At 39.9% G+C, this 26,529-nt stretch carries 20 protein-coding genes, 4 tRNA genes and 1 pseudogene; 16 read left to right on the forward strand and 9 right to left on the reverse strand.

The window, feature by feature from the left end; translation table 11 throughout:
* Positions 1–269: 269 nt before the first annotated feature.
* The 4 genes from AAEU30_RS16990 (at position 270) to infA (ending at position 4,937) form a co-directional block, all read left to right on the forward strand.
* Entirely contained in the window at positions 270–3,083 is a 2,814-nt protein-coding gene (locus tag AAEU30_RS16990; RefSeq protein WP_421961538.1) for a bifunctional aconitate hydratase 2/2-methylisocitrate dehydratase, read from the forward strand.
* Positions 3,084–3,214: 131 nt separating this feature from the next.
* The gene (gene aat / locus AAEU30_RS16995) at positions 3,215–3,931 is read left to right on the forward strand and encodes a leucyl/phenylalanyl-tRNA--protein transferase (protein ID WP_421961539.1); all 717 of its coding nucleotides are present in this window, start codon (positions 3,215–3,217) and stop codon (positions 3,929–3,931) included.
* Entirely contained in the window at positions 3,924–4,628 is a 705-nt protein-coding gene (locus AAEU30_RS17000; protein ID WP_421961540.1) for an arginyltransferase, read from the forward strand. The genes aat and AAEU30_RS17000 overlap by 8 nt, the downstream gene beginning before the upstream one ends.
* A 90-nt stretch (positions 4,629–4,718) precedes the next feature.
* The gene (gene infA, locus AAEU30_RS17005) at positions 4,719–4,937 is read left to right on the forward strand and encodes a translation initiation factor IF-1 (protein WP_002962494.1); all 219 of its coding nucleotides are present in this window, start codon (positions 4,719–4,721) and stop codon (positions 4,935–4,937) included.
* Between the two features lie 177 nt (positions 4,938–5,114).
* Here the strand turns inward: infA and clpA are convergent, their stop codons facing one another.
* Both clpA and clpS read right to left on the reverse strand, forming a co-directional pair.
* Positions 5,115–7,379 carry an ATP-dependent Clp protease ATP-binding subunit ClpA gene (clpA, locus tag AAEU30_RS17010; protein ID WP_421961541.1) on the reverse strand — a complete coding sequence of 755 codons (2,265 nt, stop codon included), beginning with the start codon at positions 7,377–7,379 and terminating at the stop codon, positions 5,115–5,117.
* A 68-nt stretch (positions 7,380–7,447) separates the two neighbouring features.
* The gene (gene clpS / locus AAEU30_RS17015) at positions 7,448–7,756 is read right to left on the reverse strand and encodes an ATP-dependent Clp protease adapter ClpS (RefSeq protein ID WP_421961542.1); all 309 of its coding nucleotides are present in this window, start codon (positions 7,754–7,756) and stop codon (positions 7,448–7,450) included.
* Positions 7,757–7,965: 209 nt separating this feature from the next.
* On the opposite strand from clpS, the gene cspD reads away from it, so the two are divergent.
* Entirely contained in the window at positions 7,966–8,181 is a 216-nt protein-coding gene (gene cspD, locus AAEU30_RS17020) for a cold shock domain-containing protein CspD (protein ID WP_058558936.1), read from the forward strand.
* Between the two features lie 433 nt (positions 8,182–8,614).
* Positions 8,615–10,837 (forward strand): NADP-dependent isocitrate dehydrogenase, encoded by a 2,223-nt coding sequence (locus tag AAEU30_RS17025; RefSeq protein ID WP_421961543.1) that lies wholly within the window; start codon positions 8,615–8,617, stop codon positions 10,835–10,837.
* Positions 10,838–10,946: 109 nt separating this feature from the next.
* On the opposite strand, the gene AAEU30_RS17030 is transcribed toward AAEU30_RS17025, so the two are convergent.
* The 3 genes from AAEU30_RS17030 to AAEU30_RS17040 all read right to left on the reverse strand — a co-directional run bounded on the left by AAEU30_RS17030 (position 10,947) and on the right by AAEU30_RS17040 (position 14,482).
* Positions 10,947–12,188 (reverse strand): amidohydrolase family protein, encoded by a 1,242-nt coding sequence (locus tag AAEU30_RS17030; RefSeq protein ID WP_421961544.1) that lies wholly within the window; start codon positions 12,186–12,188, stop codon positions 10,947–10,949.
* Positions 12,189–12,200: 12 nt separating this feature from the next.
* Positions 12,201–13,583: an amidohydrolase gene (locus tag AAEU30_RS17035; RefSeq protein WP_421961568.1), complete on the reverse strand. Its 1,383-nt coding sequence runs from the start codon at positions 13,581–13,583 to the stop codon at positions 12,201–12,203.
* Between the two features lie 113 nt (positions 13,584–13,696).
* On the reverse strand, positions 13,697–14,482 hold the full coding sequence (locus tag AAEU30_RS17040; RefSeq protein ID WP_421961545.1) for a hypothetical protein: 786 nt from the start codon (positions 14,480–14,482) through the stop codon (positions 13,697–13,699).
* 339 nt (positions 14,483–14,821) lie between these two features.
* Here AAEU30_RS17040 and AAEU30_RS17045 point away from each other — a divergent pair, with 339 nt between their 5' ends.
* Positions 14,822–15,190: a DUF3718 domain-containing protein gene (locus AAEU30_RS17045; protein ID WP_421961546.1), complete on the forward strand. Its 369-nt coding sequence runs from the start codon at positions 14,822–14,824 to the stop codon at positions 15,188–15,190.
* 63 nt (positions 15,191–15,253) lie between these two features.
* On the opposite strand, the gene AAEU30_RS17050 is transcribed toward AAEU30_RS17045, so the two are convergent.
* The gene (locus AAEU30_RS17050; RefSeq protein ID WP_421961547.1) at positions 15,254–15,949 is read right to left on the reverse strand and encodes a DUF445 domain-containing protein; all 696 of its coding nucleotides are present in this window, start codon (positions 15,947–15,949) and stop codon (positions 15,254–15,256) included.
* A 124-nt stretch (positions 15,950–16,073) separates the two neighbouring features.
* On the opposite strand from AAEU30_RS17050, the gene AAEU30_RS17055 reads away from it, so the two are divergent.
* Entirely contained in the window at positions 16,074–16,934 is an 861-nt protein-coding gene (locus AAEU30_RS17055; protein ID WP_421961548.1) for a fructosamine kinase family protein, read from the forward strand.
* Positions 16,935–17,081: 147 nt separating this feature from the next.
* Positions 17,082–17,285, forward strand: a complete 204-nt coding sequence (locus tag AAEU30_RS17060; protein WP_421961549.1) for a CPXCG motif-containing cysteine-rich protein — start codon at positions 17,082–17,084, stop codon at positions 17,283–17,285.
* On the opposite strand, the gene AAEU30_RS17065 is transcribed toward AAEU30_RS17060, so the two are convergent.
* The gene (locus AAEU30_RS17065; RefSeq protein ID WP_421961550.1) at positions 17,282–17,905 is read right to left on the reverse strand and encodes a riboflavin synthase subunit alpha; all 624 of its coding nucleotides are present in this window, start codon (positions 17,903–17,905) and stop codon (positions 17,282–17,284) included. The genes AAEU30_RS17060 and AAEU30_RS17065 overlap by 4 nt on opposite strands.
* 134 nt (positions 17,906–18,039) lie before the next feature.
* Here AAEU30_RS17065 and AAEU30_RS17070 point away from each other — a divergent pair, with 134 nt between their 5' ends.
* The 7 genes and pseudogenes from AAEU30_RS17070 to AAEU30_RS17100 all read left to right on the forward strand — a co-directional run.
* Positions 18,040–19,392: an MATE family efflux transporter gene (locus tag AAEU30_RS17070; protein ID WP_421961551.1), complete on the forward strand. Its 1,353-nt coding sequence runs from the start codon at positions 18,040–18,042 to the stop codon at positions 19,390–19,392.
* Positions 19,393–19,402: 10 nt separating this feature from the next.
* Entirely contained in the window at positions 19,403–20,434 is a 1,032-nt protein-coding gene (locus AAEU30_RS17075) for a DUF3080 family protein (protein ID WP_421961552.1), read from the forward strand.
* 112 nt (positions 20,435–20,546) lie between these two features.
* Positions 20,547–20,623, forward strand: a tRNA-Val gene (locus AAEU30_RS17080).
* A 43-nt stretch (positions 20,624–20,666) separates the two neighbouring features.
* Positions 20,667–20,743: transfer RNA gene (locus AAEU30_RS17085), tRNA-Val, on the forward strand.
* A 184-nt stretch (positions 20,744–20,927) separates the two neighbouring features.
* Positions 20,928–21,013: transfer RNA gene (locus AAEU30_RS17090), tRNA-Ser, on the forward strand.
* 50 nt (positions 21,014–21,063) lie between these two features.
* Positions 21,064–21,149: transfer RNA gene (locus AAEU30_RS17095), tRNA-Ser, on the forward strand.
* Between the two features lie 363 nt (positions 21,150–21,512).
* A pseudogene (locus tag AAEU30_RS17100) lies at positions 21,513–22,604 on the forward strand (helix-turn-helix domain-containing protein); the annotation flags it as partial.
* A gap of 196 nt (positions 22,605–22,800) precedes the next feature.
* On the opposite strand, the gene AAEU30_RS17105 reads toward AAEU30_RS17100, so the two are convergent.
* Both AAEU30_RS17105 and lldD read right to left on the reverse strand, forming a co-directional pair.
* The gene (locus AAEU30_RS17105; RefSeq protein WP_421961553.1) at positions 22,801–24,912 is read right to left on the reverse strand and encodes a multiheme c-type cytochrome; all 2,112 of its coding nucleotides are present in this window, start codon (positions 24,910–24,912) and stop codon (positions 22,801–22,803) included.
* Between the two features lie 456 nt (positions 24,913–25,368).
* Entirely contained in the window at positions 25,369–26,505 is a 1,137-nt protein-coding gene (gene lldD, locus AAEU30_RS17110; protein ID WP_421961554.1) for an FMN-dependent L-lactate dehydrogenase LldD, read from the reverse strand.
* Between the last annotated feature and the right edge of the window lie 24 nt (positions 26,506–26,529).

Consider the following 26,529-nt stretch of genomic DNA (forward strand, 5'->3'; position numbering starts at 1 on the left):
GTTATTTTGATAGTTTATTTATTGCCATTACCTTGTGATAATAAACAGCATTCACAAAATTTATAGTGAAGATTCATTTTATATATACAATTAATGGTGGAAGTACGGTAGGATCTGAACGGTGCAATGATTACCGTCAAAGTAACGCAAGTAAAATGAGCTATAATTATAGTTGGCCATAAACGCTTTATTCATTTGGGCATGACGAAAGACTGTAAAATAAGTTAAAATGTCCAGCTTCATATCAAGTAAAATACCGAGAGTTTTCTATGAGTTTGTATACAAAATATATGGAAGAAATCCAAACCCGTAAAACGGAACTTGGATTAAACCCAAAACCAATCGATAGTGCTGAGCTAGTATCTGAATTAATTTCTCAAATTAAAGATACTGATAACGAGCACCGTAAAGATTCACTGCATTTCTTTATCTTCAATACATTACCAGGAACAACCAGTGCTGCGGGCGTTAAAGCACAGTTTTTAAAAGAAATCATTCTTGGTGAAGAAACGGTAGCAGAAATCACTCCAGACTTTGCATTTGAGCTTCTTTCACACATGAAAGGCGGCCCGTCAATTGAAATGCTACTTGATTTAGCATTGGCCGAAGATGCTAAAATTGCTGCACAAGCTGCCGAAGTTCTTAAAACACAAGTATTCTTATACGATGCTGACATGGCGCGCATAAAAGCGGCATACGAAGCAGGCAACGCAATTGCTAAAGATTTACTAGAGAGCTTTGCAAAAGCTGAGTTCTTTACAAAATTACCTGACATCGAAGAAAAAATCGATGTAGTAACTTACATTGCTGGTGAAGGCGACATTTCAACTGATTTACTGTCTCCAGGTAACCAAGCGCACTCACGTGCCGACCGTGAATTACACGGCCAATGTATGATCACACCTGAAGCACAGCAAGAAATTGTTGAACTTCAAAAGAAACACCCAAATGCTAAAGTAATGTTGATTGCTGAAAAAGGCACAATGGGTGTTGGTTCATCACGTATGTCGGGTGTGAACAACGTAGCGCTCTGGGCAGGTAAACAAGCAAGTCCTTACGTTCCTTTCATCAACATTGCACCTGTTGTTGCAGGTACTAATGGTATCGCACCAATCTTTTTAACTACCGTTGATGTAACCGGTGGTATTGGTCTTGACCTTAAAAACTGGGTTAAAAAAGTCGATGCTGACGGTAATACAGTGACTGATGCAAATGGTGATGCTGTTCTTGAAGAAGCGTACTCTGTTGCCACTGGCACTGTTTTAACAATCGATACTAAAGAGAAAAAACTTTATAACGGTGATAAAGAACTTGTTGATGTTTCATCAGCATTCACACCGCAAAAAGTTGAATTCATGAGAGCTGGCGGTTCTTATGCTGTTGTATTCGGTAAAAAACTACAAACATTTGCTGCTGAAACACTCGGCATTGAAACACCGCTTGTTTATGCACCTTCAAAAGAAATTTCACATGAAGGTCAAGGTTTAACTGCGGTTGAAAAAATCTTTAACCGTAATGCGGTAGGTGTACTATCTGATACGCCACTTCACGCAGGTTCAAATGTTCGCGTTAAAGTGAACATCGTTGGTTCGCAAGATACAACCGGCCCAATGACTTCTCAAGAACTTGAAGCGATGGCTGCGTCAACGATTTCACCACTTGTTGATGGCGCATACCAGTCTGGTTGCCATACAGCGTCAGTATGGGATAGCAAAGCACAAGCTAATATTCCAAAGCTAATGGCGTTTATGAATAAGTTTGGTCTTATCACTGCACGTGACCCGAAAGGCGTTTACCATGCAATGACAGACGTTATCCATAAAGTATTGAACGACATTACAATTGACGACCGTGCAATCATCATCGGTGGTGATTCGCATACACGTATGTCAAAAGGTGTCGCGTTCGGTGCCGATTCAGGAACTGTTGCGGTTGCCCTAGCTACGGGTGAGTCAGCGATGCCAATTCCTGATTCAGTTAAAGTGACGTTTAAAGGCGCAATGGCTAAGCACATGGATTTCCGTGATGTGGTACATGCAACTCAAGCACAAATGCTGAAGCAATTTGGTGGAGAAAACGTATTCCAAGGCCGTATCATTGAAGTTCACATCGGTACTTTAATGGCTGACCAAGCGTTTACCTTCACTGACTGGACTGCAGAAATGAAAGCGAAAGCGTCAATCTGTATTTCAAACGATGAAACATTGATCAAGTCAATTGAACTGGCTAAATCACGCATTCAAATCATGATCAACAAAGGCATGGAAAACGAAGCGAAAACACTGCAAGGTCTTATCGACTTAGCTGACAAGCGTATCGCGGGCATCCAATCTGGTGAAGAGCCTGCTCTATCTCCAGATGACAACGCTAAATACCATGCAGAAGTTGTGGTTGATTTAGACCAAATCGTTGAGCCTATGATTGCTGATCCAGACGTAAATAACGATGATGTATCTAAGCGTTATACTCACGATGTGATCCGCCCTGTTTCATTCTACAATGACAAACCTGTTGATTTAGGCTTTGTTGGTTCGTGTATGGTTCACAAAGGCGATATGAAAATTATTGCTCACATGCTACGTAACCTAGAAAAGAAAAACGGTTCAATTGAATTTAAAGCGCCATTAGTTGTTGCGCCACCAACCTATAACATTGTTGATGAGCTTAAAGCTGAAGGCGATTGGGATATTCTAGCTAAGTATGCTGGTTTTGAGTTTGATGACTCTAAACCTAAAACAGCGGCACGTACTAAGTATGAGAACATCTTATACCTAGAGCGCCCAGGCTGTAACTTATGTATGGGTAACCAAGAAAAAGCTGAACCAGGCGATACCGTTATTGCTACATCAACACGTCTTTTCCAAGGCCGTGTTGTAGCTGATACATCTGAGAAGAAAGGTGAATCACTACTAGGTTCTACACCACTGGTAGTACTTTCTACTGTACTTGGTCGCTTCCCGACTATGGACGAGTATAAGTCTGCAGTTGAAGGCATTGATCTAACATCGTTTACACCGGTTGAAGAAGCAATGACAACTAAATATGACGCTACGCAAGCAGTGCCAGTGAAAGTTGTTAGCTAATTCGATTGAGTTAGTAGTTCAAATAAGCGCGTTTTTATAACGCGCTTTTTTTATGCCTAAAATTTGTTGTTTGTGATTTTAAAGCAACAAGTTACAATTTATCTGCTCGCGTAGTAACAAGAAACGGTGTTATGACAAAACAACTCTATCAATTATCCCAAGACCATTTTATTTTCCCTGATCCACAGTATGCGCTAGATGATCCTGATGGGTTACTAGCTGTAGGAGGCTGTTTATCTGTTGCGCGATTAAAAAACGCTTACAGTCAGGGAGTTTTTCCTTGGTTTAGTGAATACGAGCCTATTATGTGGTGGTCGCCGAGTGAGCGTGGCATTATCGAGTTTGCTGATTTTCATGTCAGTAAAAGTTTGCGTAAGCATTTACGTAAGAACCCCGTGACTGTTACGATTAATACCGCTTTTGATGAAGTGATTGAAGCATGTCAACAACAACGTATTGACGCCGAAGGGACTTGGATCACAGAAGAAATGCTCAATGCCTATAAACAAGCTCATTTAGACTCTCTGGCTCACAGTGTCGAAATATGGGATAACGATGTGCTGGTAGGCGGTTTGTACGGCATAATGCAAGCTGGAGTGTTCTGTGGCGAGTCTATGTTCCATTACCAAACCAACTGCTCAAAGCTTGCGATGTGGGCGTTGGTTAATTGGCTTAAACGCCACAATGCTCATTTTATTGATTGCCAACTAGAAAACCCTTACTTAGTTACTTTAGGTGAAAAAATTGTACCTAGAGCTGAATTTTTAACTAAACTTGAACAAGCAGCAAGTTACAAAATTCCAGCAACTATGTGGCAAGCGCAGGAGCTTAAAGCAATTTATGACTGATCATCTTCCAGCTCGCTTAGGTTTAAGCCAACAATTTGATTGCAGCTATTTGGGCGACCGCCAAGAGCAATTACTGGTTATCTTAGATCCCAGCTGTTACAACAGCAGTAAATTTGAAGCCTTACTTGGCTTAGGCTTTCGCCGAAGTGGCGATCAAATTTACCGACCACACTGCCCTGTGTGCAGTGCGTGTAAGTCGGTGCGTGTGTTAGCCAACAAATTTTTGCCGTCTAAATCTCAAAAACGTAAACTTAATAAAGCAAAAACGGTCTTTGAAGTTAAATATTCAGAGCAAGAGCGCGCTGAATATTACCCACTCTATAATAAGTACATCACCGAGCGTCACCAGGATGGCTCTATGTACCCTCCAGAGCAATCGCAATATAAAAGTTTTCTATTTTGCCATTGGTTGCCTATTACATTCATTGAACTATGGCACGCTGACACCTTGGTCGGCGTTGCTGTAACTGATTGTATGGACAATGCAATTTCTGCTATTTATACATTTTTTGATCCTGATTTTGAGCATTACAGTGTGGGCACTTTAATGATTTTAGAGCAAATAAAGTTCGCGCAAGCGTATAATAAAGAACATGTCTACTTAGGCTATCAAATAGACGAATGCGCTAAAATGCGTTATAAAACTCAGTTTTTGCCTGCCGAAAATAGGGTTGGTGATGATTGGCTGGCTATTTAATTTACAAAAATAGCCGCTGTGGCTTTACTTATTGGTGTATTTTGGGCAAAATCTGCATCGTTTAACTATTAAAGAGGTGTTACGCTAAACATGGCGAAAGAAGACGTAATCGAAATGCAAGGGACGGTCCTTGATACTTTACCAAATACAATGTTCCGAGTTGAGCTTGAAAATGGTCACGTTGTTGTGGCTCACATTTCAGGTAAAATGCGTAAAAACTATATCCGTATTTTAACCGGCGATAAAGTTACCGTAGAAATGACCCCATACGATTTATCAAAAGGTCGCATCGTATTCCGTGCTCGCTAAGTTAGTGCGTTAACGAAATATCAAGTTTTTAGCTAAGTTGATTAAGTAACTTAGTTACTTTCTACACAGCTTGAAGCGTTTATTAAATGTAATTGAAAGCACCTGCAGACCATTACATTTAATAAACAAAAAGCCCAGCATTTGCTGGGCTTTTTGTTGTCTACATGATTGCAACGATTATGCAGGCGTTAAATCGGTTTCAAAATCAAAACGCAATTTTTTATCTTTCAGTGACACTTTTACTGTGCCCCCTTCGATTAACTCGCCAAACAAAATCTCATTCGCCAATGGCTTTTTAAGTTGCTCTTGAATAACACGTCCCATAGGGCGTGCTCCCATTGCCTTGTCATAACCTTGGTCCGCTAACCATTCACGTGCTTTTGAAGTCAGTTCAAGGTTAACTGATTTTTTGTCAAGCTGGGCTTGAAGCTCGACAATAAACTTATCGACCACTAATAAGATCACATCACGCTCTAGGTGGTTAAACCAAATAATGTTATCTAAACGGTTTCTAAACTCAGGTGAGAACACCTTGTTTATCTCGCTCATCGCATCATGAGAATGATCTTGCTCAGTGAAGCCAATTGACTTACGCACAGTCTCTTGTACACCGGCGTTAGTTGTCATTACCACAACTACGTTTCTAAAGTCAGCTTTACGGCCATTATTATCAGTTAGGGTACCGTGGTCCATTACCTGTAATAAAATATTGTAGATATCTGAATGCGCTTTTTCTATTTCATCAAGCAACACCACTGAATGTGGGTTTTTAATAACCGCTTCAGTGAGCAGGCCACCTTGTTCAAAGCCAACATAGCCTGGCGGCGCACCAATTAAACGACTTACAGCATGACGTTCAACGTATTCAGACATATCAAAACGAATAAACTCAACGCCCATACATTTTGCTAGCTGTTTAGTGACCTCAGTTTTACCAACACCCGTTGGCCCTGCAAACAAGAACGAGCCGACTGGTTTATCCTCGTTTGATAAACCTGAGCGAGACAAGCGTATCGCCGAGGTTAACGCGTCAATTGATTGGTCTTGACCAAACACTAACATTTTCAAATTACGATCAAGATTTTTGAGTGTTTCTTTATCACTCGATGACACGCTTTGCTGTGGAATACGAGCCATTTTCGCGACAATTGATTCTATATCTGCTACACCAATTGTCTTTTTACGTTTTGAGCTTGGTTGTAAGCGTTGACTCGCACCTGCTTCATCAATCACATCGATAGCTTTATCTGGTAAATGACGCTCATTAATGTATTTGGCACTGAGCTCCGCAGCTGCTTTAAGTGCTTTTTGCGTATAACGAATACCGTGGTGCTCTTCGTAACGCTCTTTTAGACCATTAAGAATCTTGGTGGTATCAGCCACACTTGGCTCAAGCACATCAATTTTTTGAAAACGGCGCACTAAAGCACGGTCTTTTTCAAAGATGTTTTTGTACTCGTTGTAAGTTGTAGAACCCATACAACGTAGTTTGCCACTTGATAATAGCGGCTTAAGTAGATTAGAAGCGTCCATAACACCGCCTGACGCTGCTCCCGCACCAATAATGGTGTGAATCTCATCTATAAATAAAATCGCGCCAGGTTGCGCCTGAAGCTCTTTAAGCAAGGCTTTAAAACGTTTTTCAAAATCACCGCGGTATTTAGTGCCTGCTAATAGCGCGCCCATATCTAACGAGTAAACGACTGCATCAGCTATTACATCCGGTACTTGTTCATTTACAATGCGATACGCAAGGCCTTCAGCAATAGCGGTTTTACCAACCCCAGCCTCCCCCACTAAAAGTGGGTTGTTCTTTTTACGGCGACATAAAACCTGAACGGTACGCTCGACTTCGTTATCACGACCTACCAGTGGGTCAATATTACCCTCAATCGCTTGCGCATTTAGATTAGTGGTAAAGTTGTCAAGCTTAGTGGGTTCTTCACCTTGCACTTCTTGAACTTCTTCATGGATATCATCAGCGTCTTCACCGCCTAAATCATCATCAGATTTTGCAATCCCATGGGAGATGAAATTAACGATATCAAGGCGTGAAATATCACTCTTTTTGAGTAAGTAAACCGCTTGGCTTTCTTGCTCAGAAAAAATAGCAACCAATACATTAACGCCTGTTACTTCGTTTTTGCCCGAAGATTGCACATGAAATACTGCACGCTGCAATACACGTTGGAAACCCAGCGTTGGTTGTGTTTCACGCTCTTCCTCTAGATCAGGAATAACTGGCGTGGTTTCGTCAATAAATTCTGATAGCTCTGTTTTAAGCGCTGCCATATCGATTGCGCAAGCATTGAGCGCCTCGCTTGCAGAAGGGTTATCTAGTAGTGCAAGTAATAGGTGCTCTACTGTCATAAATTCATGGCGGCGAGTACGCGCTTCACGAAACGCCGCGTTTAAAGTTAGTTCTAAGTCTTTGTTTAGCATTGGCAACCCCTTACTGAGATAAATATATATACCGTTGTGATGGGTATTTTGATCACCCTACCTTGGTATTATTCCTGCTCACAACTACAAAGCAGTGGATGCTCGTTATCACGTGCATAACGGTTTACTTGCTCAACTTTGGTATTTGCAACATCTGCGGTATACACCCCACATATCGCCCTACCGTTTTGATGAACTTGTAGCATCACATCTGTTGCTCTATCGCTATCCATATTAAAAAACGTCACTAGTACTTCTATCACAAAGTCCATAGGCGTGTAATCATCATTATTTAAAATGACTTTGTATTTTCGCGGTGGTTGTAGCTTTTGCTTTTCACTGTCGCGAACTGTGTCTAAAACACCTGAATCTTTCATGCCACTCATAATTAAATATAGTCTTGTCTTTGGAACTCAAGCAAACTTGAATAAAAAAATAAATTAATTGTTAAAAAATAGTTTAAAACACTTGACTGATCGTATAAATAAACTACAGTCAATTATAGATTGATTAAACCTTAGTCAGTCTATCAAATTATACGGTTTAGAATAACTAAATTAGTCAACTTATAGAAGGATGTAGAAGTATGGCTTGTGGTAAAGTCAAATGGTTCAATAACGCCAAAGGTTTTGGTTTCATCGTAGAAGACGGCTGCGAGAATGATATATTCGCCCATTACTCAACGATTGTAATGGACGGTTATAAAACACTTAAAGCTGGTCAAGATGTAACATTCGAATTGCAACAAGGCCCAAAAGGCCTACATGCGACTAATATTGCTCCTAACGAAGAGTTAGTGTAGTTGTTATAGAAGTTCGACACTACAAGCGAGCGACCTGTAAAGATCCTCGCTTAACTTCTTTTTCTGATATTTTCTATTCCCTTCTCTATTACAGCTCTGCGCTTTGTTAATTAAATACTTTAAAAGCACAAAATCTGTCCTTAGTCTTGAAATTACTTTTTAATGCCCAATTATCATATTAGTTATTAGCCCTTTTGTGCCAAGCTTGTTACACTCTTTGTGTTTAAAAAGCCCGAAAATGGCCCTTTAAGTGGTAAAACTATGCTAATGGCTAATTCCATTGGCGGGTTTTTAACATTAAATTTATAGCAGTTCGTCAGGTGTGGTTATTGAATTACAGTATTAACACCTAACAGACTGATCATTGCCAGCATTGGTGATGATATTCTTGCATTGTTGAATATGGCTTTATGCCTACTATCTAGGAATGATGATGACATCAAAAATTATCTATACTAAAACAGACGAAGCTCCGGCACTCGCAACTTACTCTTTGCTACCGATCATTCAAGCATACACAAATGCCGCTGGTGTTGAAGTTGAAACACGTGACATCTCTTTAGCTGGCCGTGTAATTGCTAACTTCCCTGAGTATTTAACCGAAGAACAACGCATTGGCGATGCACTAGCTGAACTAGGTGAGCTTGCTAAGACACCTGAAGCTAACATCATCAAGTTACCAAATATCAGTGCGTCTGTTCCACAATTACGTGCTGTTATCAAAGAACTACAAGAAAAAGGGTATGCACTTCCAGACTACCCAGCTGAGCCTAAAACAGACGAAGAAAAGGCCGTTCAAGCGACCTACGACAAAATCAAAGGTAGTGCAGTAAACCCTGTATTACGTGAAGGTAACTCTGACCGTCGTGCACCTGGCTCTGTTAAAGAATATGCACGTAACAACCCACATTCAATGGGTGCATGGAGCAAAGAGTCTGCATCTTATGTTGCTAGCATGAGCGAAGGTGATTTCTTTGGTTCTGAGCAATCAGTAACTGTTGAAGCGCCAACTGATGTACGCATTGAGCACGTTGCTAAAAACGGTGATGTGTCTGTGCTTAAGGCAAGCACACCACTACTTGCTGGCGAAGTAATTGATGCTTCTTCTATCAATGCAACTAAATTACAAGCTTTCTTAGAAGCTGAAATTCAAGCTGCAAAAGAAAAAGGCGTATTGTTTTCATTGCACATGAAAGCAACCATGATGAAAGTATCTGATCCAATCATCTTTGGCCACGCTGTTAAAGTATTTTATAAAGACGTATTTACAAAGCACGGCGAATTATTTGAAGAACTAGGTGTTGATGTAAATAACGGCCTTGGTGACGTATATTCTAAAATCCAATCTTTAGATGAAGCAAAGCGCACTGAAATCGAAGCTGATATCCAAGCTGTTTACGCACAGCGCCCTGCAATCGCAATGGTTGATTCAGACCGTGGCATCACTAACCTTCACGTACCAAGTGATGTGATCATTGATGCATCTATGCCGGCAGCAATTCGTTCTAGCGGTCAAATGTGGAATAACGATGGTAAATTACAAGATACTAGCTTTGTAATTCCAGATCGTTGTTACTCAAGTGTTTACCAAGCAACTATCGACTTCTGTAAAGAACACGGCGCATTTGATCCTACCACTATGGGTAGTGTGCCAAATGTTGGCCTTATGGCGCAAAAAGCAGAAGAGTACGGTTCTCACGACAAAACATTTGAAGCAAAAGCTGACGGTGTAATTCGTGTTGTTGATGCTAACGGCACTACTTTACTTGAGCACAACGTTGAGCAAGGCGATATCTGGCGCATGTGTCAGGTTAAAGATGCACCAATTCAAGATTGGGTTAAGCTTGCTGTAAACCGTGCTCGCGCTACAGGTAACCCAGCTATTTTCTGGCTTGATGAAAACCGTGCACACGATGCGCAAATCATCAAAAAAGTAAATGCATATTTACCAAACCATGATACTGATGGTCTTGATATCCAAATTTTAGCACCGCTTGAGGCAACTCTTTTCTCACTAGCGCGTATTAAAGAAGGTAAAGACACTATCTCAGTAACAGGTAACGTATTACGTGATTACCTAACTGATTTATTCCCAATTCTTGAGCTTGGTACAAGTGCAAAAATGCTTTCAATCGTACCACTTATGAATGGCGGTGGTTTATTTGAAACAGGTGCAGGTGGTTCAGCGCCTAAGCATGTACAGCAATTCGAAAAAGAAAACCACTTACGTTGGGATTCTTTAGGTGAGTTCTTAGCTTTAGCTGCTTCACTAGAACATTTAGCAGTGAATACAGATAACAAAAAAGCACAGGTACTTGCAGATACACTTGATAAAGCAACGGGTACTTTCCTTGCTGAAAACAAGTCACCTTCTCGTAAAGTAAAAGAAATTGATAACCGTGGTTCTCATTTCTTCTTATCTTTATTCTGGGCTCAAGAACTTGCTAAGCAAGACGATGATGCAGAGCTTAAAGCTCAGTTCACTCAGATTGCTAGTGACTTAGAAGCACAAAAAGAGCAGATCGTGTCTGAGCTTAACAACGCACAAGGTGTTGCTGTAAATGTAGGTGGTTATTTCCAACCTAACGATACATCAGCATTTGAAGCAATGCGCCCAAGCGCAACATTTAACGATATTCTAGCTAAACTAGTTTAATCGCTAAGATGTAGAAAAGGCGCTCACTGAGCGCCTTTTTTGTGTCTGAAAAAATTATTAACTACATAAAAAAAGCCGCAATAGCGGCTTTTCATAAACTACTTAAACACTACTTAGTGTATGCGCGTGGCATTTCTGAGTCAGTCATGTAACGATTACGTAATTTGTCCTGACGTGATTCAGTTGATACTTCTTCGCCGTTGATGAACATTTTAGTCACATGGCTGTTGAGCTCAAATGGGTCATCATTCCACATAACTAAATCAGCCGCAGTACCTACTGCAACACGGCCTGCATTAATACCAAACACATCAGCAACATTAGCTGTAATGGCTTTTAACGCACCTTGTTGTGTCATACCATACGACACAGCATTACCGGCATCGAAGCGCAATTGATAAACATTATGGCTGCCGTCACCAGCAATTGCCAGTAACACTTTTACGCCAGCTTTCTCAAGTTCACCCGCATTGCTTAAACTAGCATGTAGTGAGTCAAAGCTACCAGGCAAGTTATCCATTGAGCTTACAATCACTGGTACTTGTGCTTCTGCTAGTTGCTGTTTAACAACCACTGCATCTTGCGCACCTGCAATCACTAAATTAAGTGAAAATTGCTGTTTTAGCTTAATAAGCTCAATAATGTCAGATGCACGAGACGCACTAACTAAAAGCGGCATATCGCCCGCCAACACTTTGCTTAGTACGCTGTGCTCTGTACTTGGTGTAGCATCATCTTTTTTATCTTTCTTGGCTGACTTTTGTTGATGTTCAGTAAGCTTATCAACTAACGTTTTAAGCGACATTGCACGAGAGCCTTTACGCTTTTCGCCTAAGTGAACAACTAATGCAACCTGTGTTTGTTTAACGCTGTCAAACTCACCACTTAAATCGACTACACTGGCAAGGCCTGCAAAGATGCTGTCACCACCGTGCGGAGTAACTACATCACGAGTAATGCCGCCTTTACGTGCATAAGGAATAAGACTTGAGCGAGGATTAAAAGCCAAGCTTGGATCAAAGTCGATACCGGCTTTGTCATCCCCTGCATCACGCGAGCCTGCAACAGCCCCAACTTCAACCAGACCTAGTTGATTCATGCTACCAATAAAACCAGCAGTTACAATTTGCCCTTTAGCATCAACAATAGTGTCAGCTTCTACTTTAGCAGGATTAATCGCTGTAATTTTGCCTTCATCAATGATGATACTTGCGCCTTGTAAAACCCCTTGCTCAGTTGATGTGTGAACTGTGGCATTAATTATGGCTAAAGACTCTGCATTAGCTGTTGCACTTGCGATTAAACCAGCAGCAACTAGCGAGAGCGAAAATGATTGTTTTAATTTTGTCATTCTAGTTACTCCTTATTTTTGACCTAACATGAAATCACTTTGTGCTTGGAATGCTTCATCATCACGATCATACACTTTAGCACCATCAACAAAGACTTGTTCTGCTTTAGCATAAACACTAAAAGGACTTTGATTCCAAATGACTACATCGCCTTGCTTACCTGCTTCAAGTGAGCCTGTTTTATCTGCAATACCCAGTGATTTAGCAGCATTAGCTGTGATCCATTTAATGGCATGCTCTTCAGAGATATCAAAACCATTATCATTAGCACGGAACATCACTTTACCCGCTTCTTGGTTTAAGCGCTGAATAGTTGTATCAGAATCAGAGTGAACAACGGCACACGAGTTTTTCACTGCATCAACAATCGCAACGTTTTCTTGAACCATGTCGTAGGCTTCCATTTTGAAGCCCCACCAGTCTGGCCAAAGTGCAGCACAAGAGCCGTTTTCAGCTAATAAGTCAGCAATTTTATAGGCTTCAATACCATGGTGGAAGGTACCTGCGTGATAACCAAACTCTTTAGATAGGTCAATCATCATTGCCATTTCTTCGGCTTTATAGCAATGATTATGGATCATGACTTCACCATCTAATACGCCACGTAATGTATCGTATTTGATATCGCGATGTGGCACTTCAGGGTTTTTACCTGCAGCGTAATCTGACTCGTATTTATCCCATTCACGCTTATATTCAGCCGCGCCAATCCATGCAGTACGATAGCCTGCCATATTACCCATTCGTGTTGAAGGCAATACGCCTTTACGACCATAAACACGCTTAGGATTTTCACCACACGCCATCTTTAAGCCATACGGTGCATCAGGGAACTTCATTCCTTGCATAGTGTGAGCAGGCACATTTTTAAGTGTTACCCCACGACCACCAAATAAGTTTGCAGAGCCTGGTAAGATTTGCAACGAAGTTATGCCGCCTTCACGTGCACGGTTAAAACCTGGATCTTGTGGCCACACTGAGTGTTCAACCCATACTTCTGCCGTATTAGGGCTGGTCATTTCATTACCATCTTGATGTGATTCAACCGATGGGTTTGGATACGCACCTAAATGTGAGTGAACGTCGATTAACCCAGGCGTTACCCACTTACCTTGTGCATCAATTGTAAGATCAGCACTAGCAGCTAAGTCTTTACCCACTTGTTGTACTTTACCATCAACCAGTAAAACGTCAGCTTCTTCTAAACGCTCGCCGGTGCCTGTTAAAACTGTGGCATTAGTGATCAACGTACTCGTTGATTTAAGTGGTTGATAGGTACTTGGGTATGGATTTTTATTAATTGTTACTTTTTCGTCTTGTGGCCCGTTATCTTGGCAGCCGGCTAAAGCGACACCAAGTGCAACGACCAGCAATGAAGGAGCAAATTTTTGCATCATGTTAGTCTCTATTGTTTTTTTATTAATGTATATAAAAGTGCAGCATAAAGCCAAAAAATAAGCTGAAGCTGCATTTAATTAAGGTAAATGTAATTTAATTACAACATATGTTATTTTTTTATATAGTTAGTGTAGAGCTTATCTAAAGCAGCTTCTGTAGTTAAACTTGGATCTTTATTAATAAAATGCTTTACCGTGCGCGTAACAAAATCTGAGTTTTGTTTATGCTGCTTTGAAAAATCTTTTATTAAGCTATTACCATCTTTTGCTGCTGTCACTTTGTCGTGGCGATGGCGATACTGACTCAGCGCCTTATTGAAATCACCTTGGTAGTCTTCAACCAGTATTTTATAAAAGTCACTTTTGTGTACTTTAAGTTCTGAAATACAGTAATTAAGTGCCTCTTTAAAATCGGTAAAGATCACACCTTCAACATCAAACTCAGGTGTTTTCTCTCTAACGGTGACTTTAGCCTCTTCGGTTGCATAGCTAAAACCAGTAAATGCCATGCGTTGCGATGCTTCTTCGCCAAGTGTCATACCTGCTTTAATACTATGGGCAAACTCATCACTCATGTCACTAAGCTCACTCTCATGCCACATATTATAAACACGTAAGGGCTTTGCATATTTAGTTGCAAGCTTTTTCTTAAGCTTTGTAAAACGCTCATCAATTGTCAGTAATCGTTCATTATGTAGTAAAGCATGGCATTCATAACAAGCTGCAATACTTATAAAGTCAGCATCCTCACCCAAATCTATAATGCTTTGTAGCATATGTAATGGCGGGCAATGGTCTCGCTCTGTAGCCTCGCAGCCACAATAAAAACATTGATTAAAGTTTTGTTGTTCGCAAGCATAAGCTTGCTGGTAGTAACGGGAAAACTTGCTACTCACATAGTCTCCATAGCGAGATAAAAATAATTATTGAGAATGATAACAGCCTGAGAGTATATGTCAGCCAAGATAAATCAAAAAGTGCTTTTACTCTAAAGTAAATGTGCTGTAAAGCCTATGAAAACAGGTTGAAAAACAATCAAAAGCCAATAAAAGATAGAAAAATAAATCACCTTAAATGTGTCAAAAAACATACTTTAAATTATCTTAAATCAAGCGTTTAAATTAGTAATACATGACTGACATAGTTACTTACATATTGTCGATTTTCATTTACAGCATTCTTTTAAAATTAAGCCAATAATTAACTCGTCAACTGACATCAACCACTGGAGAATGATGATGAAAACTTTAGCAACAACACTTTGTACAACTTTACTTATTGGCGCAGCAACATTGGCAGCAACCACAACTCAAGCAGCAGAGTTTGTTGCCGCAGATAACAGCCCTAGTACTGAAGTATGTATGGCGGTTACATCAAACAAACCCATTACATTGTCTGCCACTTTGCGTGACGTACGAATGAGTAAAAAAGTAGCCATAAACAAGTTACACTGTAACAATATGGAACTAGGAAAATTTGCTGGCATGTATGGTTTTCATAAAAGTGCAAAATATTTAAACCTTGATACAACAGGTAAAACAAGTATTCATGATTTAGCGAAAACAAACGATAGCACTATTTTAGTCGTCGCTGGTTCAAAATAGAGTATGGAATACTTAAGCCATCATTAAGCAGGCGTGTAGTTGACCTGCTTAATATTTTTACCGTTAAATAATAGCTGCAAGCAGACCAAATAAACCACCGAATACCCCACCCCAAACCACGAGCCAACCAAGGTGTTCACGGATCATGGTTTGAATAATATCTTTAACCATTGCGGGTGTTAATTCGTTTAACCTGTCATCTACAAGACCCAATACCGTATCGTATAATTTGTCTGAGGACATTGCTTTTTGCATGAGCTTGTCATTTACAAGTTGTTTAAACTGTGTAGTTTCACTCATATTTGATAGTGAATTTTTCATTTTTTCAATAAATGATTCACGCATTGGCTCAACCGCTTCAGTACCACCAAACATTGCAAGCATTGCACCAAACTGAGATTGCTCTATCACTTCAAGTAAACTATCGAATGCAGGATTTAGGTCCACCTCTTCAATCACCGGTTTTAAATCTAGCTGCGGTTGTTTAGTTGCAAGTAATTGTTCTATTTTCTCTTTAGAGAAAAACTCAGTAATTACAAGTTCTCTAATAGCGTGTTTAAATTTGGCAAACTTTACTTGAATAACACCTGAGCCATATAAAAATGGCACCTTTTCAAACAACATATGCACTGCAAGTAGGTTGGTAAAAGCTCCCGATAAAGCAAACAAACCAATTGAGAGCACAATCGCTTGGTTAAAAAAATAACCAACTAACACTAAAATTGTGGCTGTTAAATTAGTGAGCATACTTTTGTTCATTTTATTCTCCACAGATGGCTAAATCATTGCTTAAAACTGATTATTGAATTTTACATACAAGAGTTTGTTTAATTAACTACTTTTTGCCATAGTTTAGTAATCTGTATAAAAGGTGAGCAATATTATGTGGAATACCGTTAATGAGCAGATCAGCCAAGCAATGCATTTTGACTTTAAGCATACCTTCAAACGCCAATTGCAAAGTTCAAATGACGATATGTTATTTGAAATAAGCGATGGTACCCACACATACTTTGTAAAAGTTGCCCATCATACACAATTAGAGCGGTTTGAATATGAGGCCCATAGTTTAAAACTTCTAACCCAAGAAAGCCTCTTTATGGTGCCCGATTGCGTCACAAGTGGATCCAACATTGAATATGCATTTTTAGTACTTGAATGGCTTAAGCTCGATCAACAACCACATACTATGTGGCATATTATGGGTAAGCATCTGGCAAGCCTCCACCAAAAACATCAACAAGCAATGTTTGGCTTTGATCATGACAACTTTGTTGGCCCAACTTTACAGCCCAACCGATGGCATAAAAAGTGGGATGTATTTTACGCTGAAGAACGTATTGGTTGGCAATTACAGTTACTTGAGGAAAAAGGCATTAATTTAGTTGATAAAGAATATTTGATCCGATTTATAAAAGACTTACTCCATAGTCACCCTGTGGAGCCCTCGCTACTGCATGGCGATTTTTGGCGTGGGAATATGGGCTTTATTCAAAGCGTACCCTGTATATTTGATCCTGCTAGTTATTATGGTGATCGGGAAGTTGATATTGCCATGAGCGAACTATTCGCCCCGCTTCCCGAAGCGTTCTACCTAGCTTATAATAAGCAGTACCCGCTGAGTAATGGTTATGAGAGCCGCAAACGAATCTACCAACTTTACCCAATATTAAATCATGCTAATATTTTTGCTGGTCATTATCTCACTGAAGCTAAACAACAAATTGATTCACTGTTAAAATAACGTGCTTTTTATTGTAAAGACGATGTCATAAAGCCGTAATACCGACTATATTTAAAACAGGATTTTGAAAACGCGTGCAGTCGCTAAAATAACTCAATACATGTTTAGCACTGTTACCTTTGGCTCAATTGCCAAGTCGGAGCATTTATGAAAAATCAACTCTCACAACGCATAACCTGTCCACATTGCGGGCATCATATCCACGTAACCTTAGACGCCAGCGAAGGCGACCAAGACTACTTTGAAGATTGCAGTGCCTGCTGTAACCCTATTCATTTTAATATGCATATCGATCATGCTTATAATAAAATAGAGTTACACATTGATAGTGACAATGAGCAAATATTTTAACGGCTTTGCTTTAGATAATTCTCAACAGTGTTGATGATCGTAAAGGTTTGTTGATCAACCTCAATATTTAGCTGCGCGCCGACTTCTGCTAAACCCAAGTTGGTAATAGCTAATGTCTCTGGAATTAAATGTAACCAAAAGCCGTTAGCATCGGTTTCACCCACAGTTAGACTCGCGCCATTTACACCGACAAACCCTTTGTACAATACATATTTTTGCCACTGGGGAGCTAAAGCTAGTTTTATTTTACAATTATCTTGCGTATTAATAATGTCATCGATACGCGCTGTACAATGAATATGACCCGACATAATATGCCCACCTAATTCAGAGCCAAATGTCATTGAGCGCTCGAAATTAACTTTGTCATCAGCCGCTAATTGATCTAGGTTTGTTAATTTGAGGGTTTCGTCAATCACATCAAAGTAAACATGTGCTAATTGGTTTTCAGCCGCACTAAATTTCACTACAGTTAAACAACAACCATTAATCGCAATGCTTGCACCGATTTCTAATTTATCAATGTATTGGATGCCCACCGAGAGTGTTAAGCGTAATACACCTTCACGCTGCTCTGTCGATAAAACTGTCGCTTTAGTTTGTACTATTCCAGTAAACATATTAAATCAATCTTCACTTTTCTACGTTGGTAGTGAGTTTATCACTTAAGGGTTAGTGAATCATCGATATAAACTTTTATTCTTTTATAAATCAATTACACTAGCGGCTAATTATTTCTTATTTAGCAAGCACTATGACTTTTTGTAATTGGGAAGCTAAACGCCTTATTTCTCTTGCGATCCCAGTCTTTTTAGCACAAGTAACCTTAGTATTAATGTCGGTAGTTGACACTATTATGGCCGGTCAAGTGAGCCCTACAGATCTCGCGGCTCTTTCAATAGCTACCGGTGTTTGGAACCCTGCTATGCTAGCCCTGCAAGGTATACTACTGGCCTTAACGGGTATTATTGCCCAGTTATCAGGCGCTAATGATAAAAGCGGCATTAGCCACTACTTTCAACAAGGGCTCTATTTAGCCGGTGTCTTAAGTGTGGTTGGCTTTTCAATTGCTTATTTTGCTGACTTAATCATTTTGCAACTTGATACTAGTCCAGCCATTGCTGCTATGGCTTATGAATATATTCACTTTGTAAAATGGGGCATTGTCGGTTTTTTAGTGTTCAGTGTTTATCGTAATATTACCGAAGGCATGGGCATGACCAAACCTGCTTTTTATATTAGTTTACTCGGACTTGCTGTTAACATCCCCGCTAACTATATATTCATTCACGGTAAATTTGGCATGCCTGAATTGGGCGGCGCTGGGTGTGGTATCGCCACAGCACTGGTGTTTACGGCCATGGCAATCGCGCAGGTGATATACTGCCAACTGAGTAAAAAAATAGATGCTAAAGGGCTGCTTGCGAATTTTAAAGCACCACAAATAGCAACAATGTGGAATATTACCAAAGTAGGGATCCCTATTTCACTGGCCACTTTTTTTGAAGTCACCTTATTTGCTTGTATTCCACTTTTTATTGCCCATTTAGGTGCTGTGGCGGTTGCAGGACACCAAATCGCAGCCAGTGTCACCACCCTACTTTTTATGATGCCGCTTAGCTTGTCTATCGCTATCAGTATTCGTATTGGTAACTTGTATGGGCAAAATCACTTTGAGCAGTTGAAAAAAGCCATCTCCACCAGCTACTTATTAGCCGTTATGATCGCGATATTATTAGCAGCCATAACATTTTTTGGTCGTGATATTATTAGCCAACTCTACACTGATGACGCGCGAGTCATCGCACTTGCAACATCCATTATGATTTTAGCTTGTATTTATCAACTACCAGACGCCCTACAAGTTGCTGCAAATGGTATTTTAAGAGGTTTAAAATACACTGCGCCAATTTCGTACATTACGTTTATTTCGTACTGGCTAATAGGCTTTGCATTAGGGTATGTTTTAGCTCGTACTGATTTAATTGTGCCAGCAATGGGCCCACACGGGTTTTGGATAGGTATTATTGTTGGTTTAACCGTAGCTGCTATTTTATTAATGTTAACCGTCGCTAAGCGCTTTAAACGTGAACCATTTATTCAATAGATATAAAACAATGTTAGGTAAACACAAGCGTATTTTTGTTTACCTGACTATGCTTGTCTCAATTTTACTTACTACAGGCTGTAGCGAGCAACCCAGTGACACATATAACGAATACCAGTCGCGTCTTGCTAATTCGCTGTCATCCCCTATACCAACGCACGCAGAGCTTAATAATATAAAGTTAAACTTTCAGCCCTTAGCCAAACAAACAAAACTCAACGTGAGTATTCTACAACTAGCGCAACTGAACTCATGTGCACTGAGTACATTAATTGCTGAGCACAACTCTCAACTAGGGAAAGTTGCCACACCAGCAACCAAATTAATATATCAAATAGAGTTCATAAAGGCTGCACCAATCTGTTTACGCACCCTCGACAAAACATCAAATAGCTATCAACAAATACAAGCCGCAATGCGGCACAAAAAATCGCAGTTAAAGACCTATTTCACACAATTTTTATATGCCGAAGCCGAACTAAAACAAAGTTGGCTACTGACTCCTTATGAACTCGATACCAACCTCAATGGCTTAGTAGAAACAGAGTTGGCTTTACAGCAATTAGCGAATATAAAAAACCAAATCACCGCTGAGCAATATCAGCAAATTAATACTCATCATATTTATAAAAGTTTAGAGCAGCTGAATCGCTTTAACTTTAATCAAGCACTCATCACTGCCGTAAGAAAGCAAACGCTACTTAACAATGTAACGACAAACTACCTTGCAGATATAGATTTAACGAGCCTTTGTAATCCAATAAAAAATAAAAAACAGGCGCATATTGTCAGCAATGTATTTAAAAAATATTATTTGACGCAGCTACAGCCGTATCAAGCACAGCTTACTGGTGCTTTAGAACGACTCATGCCCCTTTATCGCGCTCTTTGGTTGCAAAGTGATCATGTGGATAACGCTTTAGTACCCATGTTACAGCCCAGTCAGTCAAACAATCTACTTAACGGCTTAAAGCAATCAGCGAGAGAGCATGTAATTTGGTGGCAAAAATTTTATAAAACGTGCGAAATCAGTCCGATATGAATAAAAAAACGGCAAACAAACCAAAAAACACTATTCTCGCTTGATTCACACAAGCGCACGCTATATATTAGCGACCGTTGTTAAACAATTAACAGCCACTTAAATTTATGATACGACCGTAGCTCAGTTGGTTAGAGCGCTACCTTGACATGGTAGAGGTCGGTGGTTCGAATCCACTCGGTCGTACCAATTTATCACCCCTGTGATGAATTTAATTTAAGAGCACTATTGTACGACCGTAGCTCAGTTGGTTAGAGCGCTACCTTGACATGGTAGAGGTCGGTGGTTCGAATCCACTCGGTCGTACCAATCTATTCTTTTTTCTACGAATAACTTATATTTAAGAAATCACTATTGTACGACCATAGCCCAGTTGGTCAGAGCGCTCCCTACTCTCTATGCCCCACGCCGACATCGGTGGTTCGAATCCACTCGGTCGTACCAGATTTATTCTTTTTCCACGAATAACTTATATTTAAGAAATCACTATTGTACGACCATAGCTCAGCTGGTTAGAGCGCTACCTACTCTCTATGCCCCACGCCGACATCGGTGGTTCGAATCCACTCGGTCGTACCAACTTTATTCTAACTTCTCTGAAAAAATTATATTTAAGAAATCACTATTGTACGACCATAGCTCAGCTGATTAGAGCGCTCCCTACTCTCTATGCCCCACGCCGACATCGGTGGTTCGAATCCACTCGGTCGTACCAATTAGTTCCTATATTTCAAACAGTTAAAAATCCTATTCAATCTACTCGTTTAATTTTTTCAACTAAAAATTCTTAGTTTTTTATTATTTTGTATTCAAAATTTTAAAATAACGAGAGTCAAGCCTCAAAAGATCATCCTAAAAATTCCAGTTTTTACCGATTTGCGCCCAAACCACTTTTTTAGCCCTTTAATCTTCCTCAAAGTTAGACCACTACCCTGATATTTTCCGTGTCATTTCATGAAATATTCTATGACCCCTATTCCATAAACCGCCTTTGTGCCTTTTTTAGACATAAGCACCCACACAAGGCACTGATACACTAATTAGTTGTGTGCAGCGATCATGACCTTAATAATATAAGCATTATTTGTTTGGTGATAAAAAGCACTGTTTAGTTATCATGATTGACGATGCTACTAGTGAAGTATACGCCGAGTTCTTTCCTTCAGAAACGACCGTAGGTTGCTTAAAGGTAATGCGAGAATGTATTGAAACCCAAGGTGTGTTTAAAACGCTTTATGTAGACAGAGCTGGTATATTCGGCGGGCCAAAGCGTTGCAACTTCTCTCAAATGCAACGCGCCTGTGAAGAATTAGGTATTGAAATAATTTTTGCTAATTCACCACAAGGTAAGGGGCGTGTTGAGCGTGCGTTTGATACCTTTCAAGACCGACTAGTGCCGGAGCTTAGGTTAAATAATATCAATGATATTGCTGGGGCTAATGCTTACCTTAAACATGTCTTTATTCCTCAATACTGGCAAACTAAAATACAAGTGAAATCGAAACAACGCTCTGAGTTCACACCATTATCAAAACACACCAACCTAGACGATATCTGCGTCATCAAAGAACACCGTAAAATACGTAATGATCATACCTTCAGCTATGACAACAAGTTTTACTTGATTGATTCACCGCTCAAATACTCGATTGCCAATCAAAAAATAGAAATTAGAAAAACGAGTAAGAAAGAGTTTACTGCTCACTTCGCTGGACGACAGCTTAAAATATCAGAGGTAAACGAACCAAGTAAACTTGCATCAGAAGACTTGGCTGTACAGAAAAAGCTTGAAGTATTAGCGCTAATTGAGGAGCTTGGAAGTGTCAGTGCAGCCTCACGTCAAAGTGGCGTATCGCGAGATACTATTCACCGTCACCTTAAGCTGGTTAAGCAAGGAAGGCCTGATGCTTTAAAACGTCAAGAGACTCCAAACCTGCGACATAAAAATTGTGTAGATCAAGCGATAGAAGATGCGGTTGTGCAATTCTCAATTGAGCATCCACATCTTGGTCAACAGAAAGTCGCAATGAAGCTGACTGAGTCACTTGGTGTTGATATTAGTGCAGGTGGTGTGCGCAGCATGTGGCTTAGAAATAACTTGAACACTACCGCACTGAGAGTTGAAAGATCGCAAGTGTTACAAGAAACCGCACAAACTGTAGCCAGTTAAATAACTGGCTGGTATGCTATTTACGTCAAAGTCGCCCGGTAATTAGACCAACATAATCCCTTGGTAATCAAACTATTACAACTAATACCACTAACTTGCAGCTCTATTTGAATGCATTACAACATATCGTAAACCACGGTGGCGTTTCACGAGTAAGATAACCCGTTATGAATAGTCAGCACTGCGGATGTGTAACTCATCGCTTAGTATTGTTCAATTTTTGCATAAAGCCCATTGCTAATTCTCTCAGTCTATTAGAATTATTGTAATGCTTTAAGCTCGCTTGCAACTCTTCAACAGCCTGAGCTGTAAGCCCTACGTTATCTAACGCTAAGAAATATAAATAAGCATACTGCTCATTAGTATTGTCTAATTCCATAGCGGTTTTAAAAGACTGCACGGCTTTATGCTTTTCACCCGCTCTAATTAATGCCATACCATGGGTAAAGTTAAGCGGAGCAGATATCGGCACGGCGCTTAAGCCTTTATCAATCGTTTGCTGCATCTTGTTGGTTCGACCCAATCGAAAAAATATGTCCGCTAAATTGACATAGCTGACATCAAAATAAGGATCAACAGAGATTGCCTTTTCTAAAGATTTAATCGCAGCATTAACATCTTGTTTATTCAACGCTAAAATACTTTGGTTTAAGTTTCCTTCACCACGCCATGAATTAATATTATTTGAATGTGCAAGCTCCACAATCGCTTGGCTCAGCTCTTTTGACGGCCGTTGTTGGCTACTTAAGTTTTGAGCAGCAGCAACCCTAACCGCTTTAAATTTATCATTAAGTAACTGTTTATAGCTTTTTAGCCGTTCCATTTCAGGAAGCAAAAACCCTATTCTTGCGATCGCTAAACGAACCAAAGGAAATGGAGAGTTAACCCAGCTCTCCACAATTGAGTTATTAAGCTCCACACCGCTATTTGCTAAAAAAGCAATGGCACTTGCTCTGTCGATTTCATTCAGGGATAAATTATTAATCGTGTTCATATGCGCATTAAAAGGCACTGAGTTTAGTGAACGTAACTCTAACATTGTGTGCTCTGCAATACTTAAGTCAGGCGCTTTACCATGCCATTGTTCAAGTGTGTCTTTAGCCCAAACATTGGTTTGATCTGCATGACATTCCACGCAGGCATTTGGAGTGTCATATTTTATAGAAATATCTGGGCGAGGAATTTTGAAGCTATGATCACGACGATCATCAACCCCCATATAACGTTTGGTTGGCATATGACAATTTACACATTGTGCACCCGCAGAGTTATCTTCATGGCGGTGATGAGTTTTTGTTTCGTATTCTGTCGCGCTATGGCACTGCAAACAAAGGCCATTGGTTTTAGTTTTAACCTTCATCGTGTGCTTGTCATGACAATCAATACAATTTACGCCTGCTGCATACATTTTGCTTTGTTTGAATGAGCCAAAAACATACACTTCTTCTTTTATTTGTCCATCTGGGTAGTATAAATTAGGCTCTATAAAAGAAGGGCTAAACTGATCTAAAAACTCACTGCTATTATCAAAGCCATCTGTCAGTGGGCTGCGTAAAGAATGGCAAGCATAACACCCTTCCATAAAACTGTTATCGCGCTCTTCGCCTTGCCAACTGGCAATTTTATCATCGCCAGCAAACTGCCAGTGCGACATATCGCTTGGCCCTATTTCATTGCTTTTCTTAGATATTTTTTCTTTATGGTCATCCGATATATTACTATGACAAGAAGCACACCCTACATTAATATTGGTAAAGTGTGTATCAAAGGTCTCTTTTTCTATATTGTAATTGCGTTTTAAATTATCTGAATGGCAATCAGCACACATGCCATTCCAGTTTTGTAGTGGCTGTAACCAATGCAACCGGTCGTTTGGAGCAACATCTTCTTTCTCATAATTTGCATACCAACGTTGCCCACCATCTTCTAAGCTACGACTATCCCAAGCAAAAGGAAATACTTGATATTGCCCTTTTTCAACCTCAATTAAATATTGTTGTAATGGCGTAAAGCCAAAAACATAGCTAACTGTGTAGGTTTTTTTTACCTTGTTTTCGGTTAAATCGATAAGAAATTGGTTGTTCTTCTTATAAAAAAAAGCTGTTTGAGAAAAGTGTTTAGCAGCTACATTATCAAAATTTGCTAACACATTTTCTTCATTTGCAACCGCCATTGCGTTGGCATGATGGGATTGTTGCCAATCAGCAGTTTCTTGTTGATGGCAAGATTGACAGTCATCATTTGCATTTGAAGGAAAAGCGACAACGGAAAAGCTAATAACCAGTAAAATTTTAAATATATTTCTCATTTTAACCCTGCACTCAAAAGCAAATTCTTGCTTATTTTTTTAAATTATTTTTATTAAGTCACAGCTCTCATTATGTGCTGGTCAAAGCATAAGTAGTCAGTAAACTAAAATCAAAAAAGTATGAAAACCGAATAACATTTCCTCTAAAAATGATGTCAGGACTCGACAAAAGGCGATGTTATTTGCTTGTTAAATCAGTATCTAATATTTCACACTATTGGCAGTTATTCAAGAAAATTAGATAGTTAACAGCTTCGCTTTAACTTTTATTTTACTAATAAAAACAGATGGTTGCTGTTAGTCGTTAGCAAGTTGATAGTAAAACAATGCAGAAAAAGGTTATACCCCAGAGATGTAATTCAGTGCTGTGCAATTTTAGTGTTCATCTTAGCGAATTAAGCCTATTGAGTAATAACCCAATAGGCTTTTAAGTAGACGATTATCGTACAGCACACATCATGTTGTTATTAATAAATCTCGATTTAATTCCTTAATACTATTAGCACCTGTCAGCGTCATCGCTACTCGCATTTCTTTATCATATAAATCAAGAAGTTCCTCAACACCTAGTTGACCTCTAGCAGCTAAAGCATATATGTAAGAGCGGCCTAATAGCGCACAGTCTGCACCTAATGCCAGCATCCGACACACATCTAAGCCAGAGCGTACACCAGAGTCTACAAATATTTTCATATCGCCTTTTACGGCATCAGCAATAGCAGGGAGTGCACGAGCGGAAGAGATTGCACCATCAAGTTGGCGACCACCGTGGTTAGACACCACAATACCATCAGCACCAAACTTGACTGCATCTTTAGCGTCTTCGACATCTAGAATACCTTTTATGATCATAGGGCCATCCCAAAAATCACGGATCCACTCTAAATCTTTCCAGCTAATTGAAGGGTCAAAATTAGTGCCTAACCAACCAATATAATCCTCAAGCTCGGTGGGAGCACCTCGATATTTAGAGATATTGCCAAGATCATGAGGCTTACCTAACACCCCAACATCCAGCGCCCATTTAGGGTGTTTCATAGCTTGGAGAATACGCCGAGAAGAGGCAAAAGGACCGCTCATTCCAGAGTGCATATCCCGATAGCGTGCGCCCGGTACAGGCATATCAACAGTAAACACTAACGTTGTCACACCCGCAGCCTTAGCCCGTTGCAATACATTTTTCATGAATTCACGATCTTTTAGCACGTACAGCTGAAACCACATCGGTCTTTGAATTGCTGGAGTAACCTCTTCTATAGGGCATACTGAAACCGTTGACATGATAAAAGGCAGACCTTTATTTTCTGCCGCTTTAGCCGCTTGTACTTCGCCGCGTCTCGCATACATCCCGGTTAAGCCAACAGGCGCAAGAGCAATCGGTAAATCTAACTTTTCGCCAAATATTTCAGTGCTCAAATCAAGCTTAGACATATCATTTAATACACGTTGCTTTAGCGCTATATTAGATAAGTCTTCAACATTACGACGCAGTGTATCTTCTTTATAAGAGCCGCCATCAATATAATGAAATAAAAATGGAGGCAGCCGCTTTTTGGCTGCTGCTCTGAAATCTGTTGGTGCAGATATAATCATCGTCTATTCCTTAGAATAATTAAG

Source organism: Pseudoalteromonas mucoides (assembly GCF_049257175.1).
Taxonomy (GTDB): domain Bacteria; phylum Pseudomonadota; class Gammaproteobacteria; order Enterobacterales; family Alteromonadaceae; genus Pseudoalteromonas.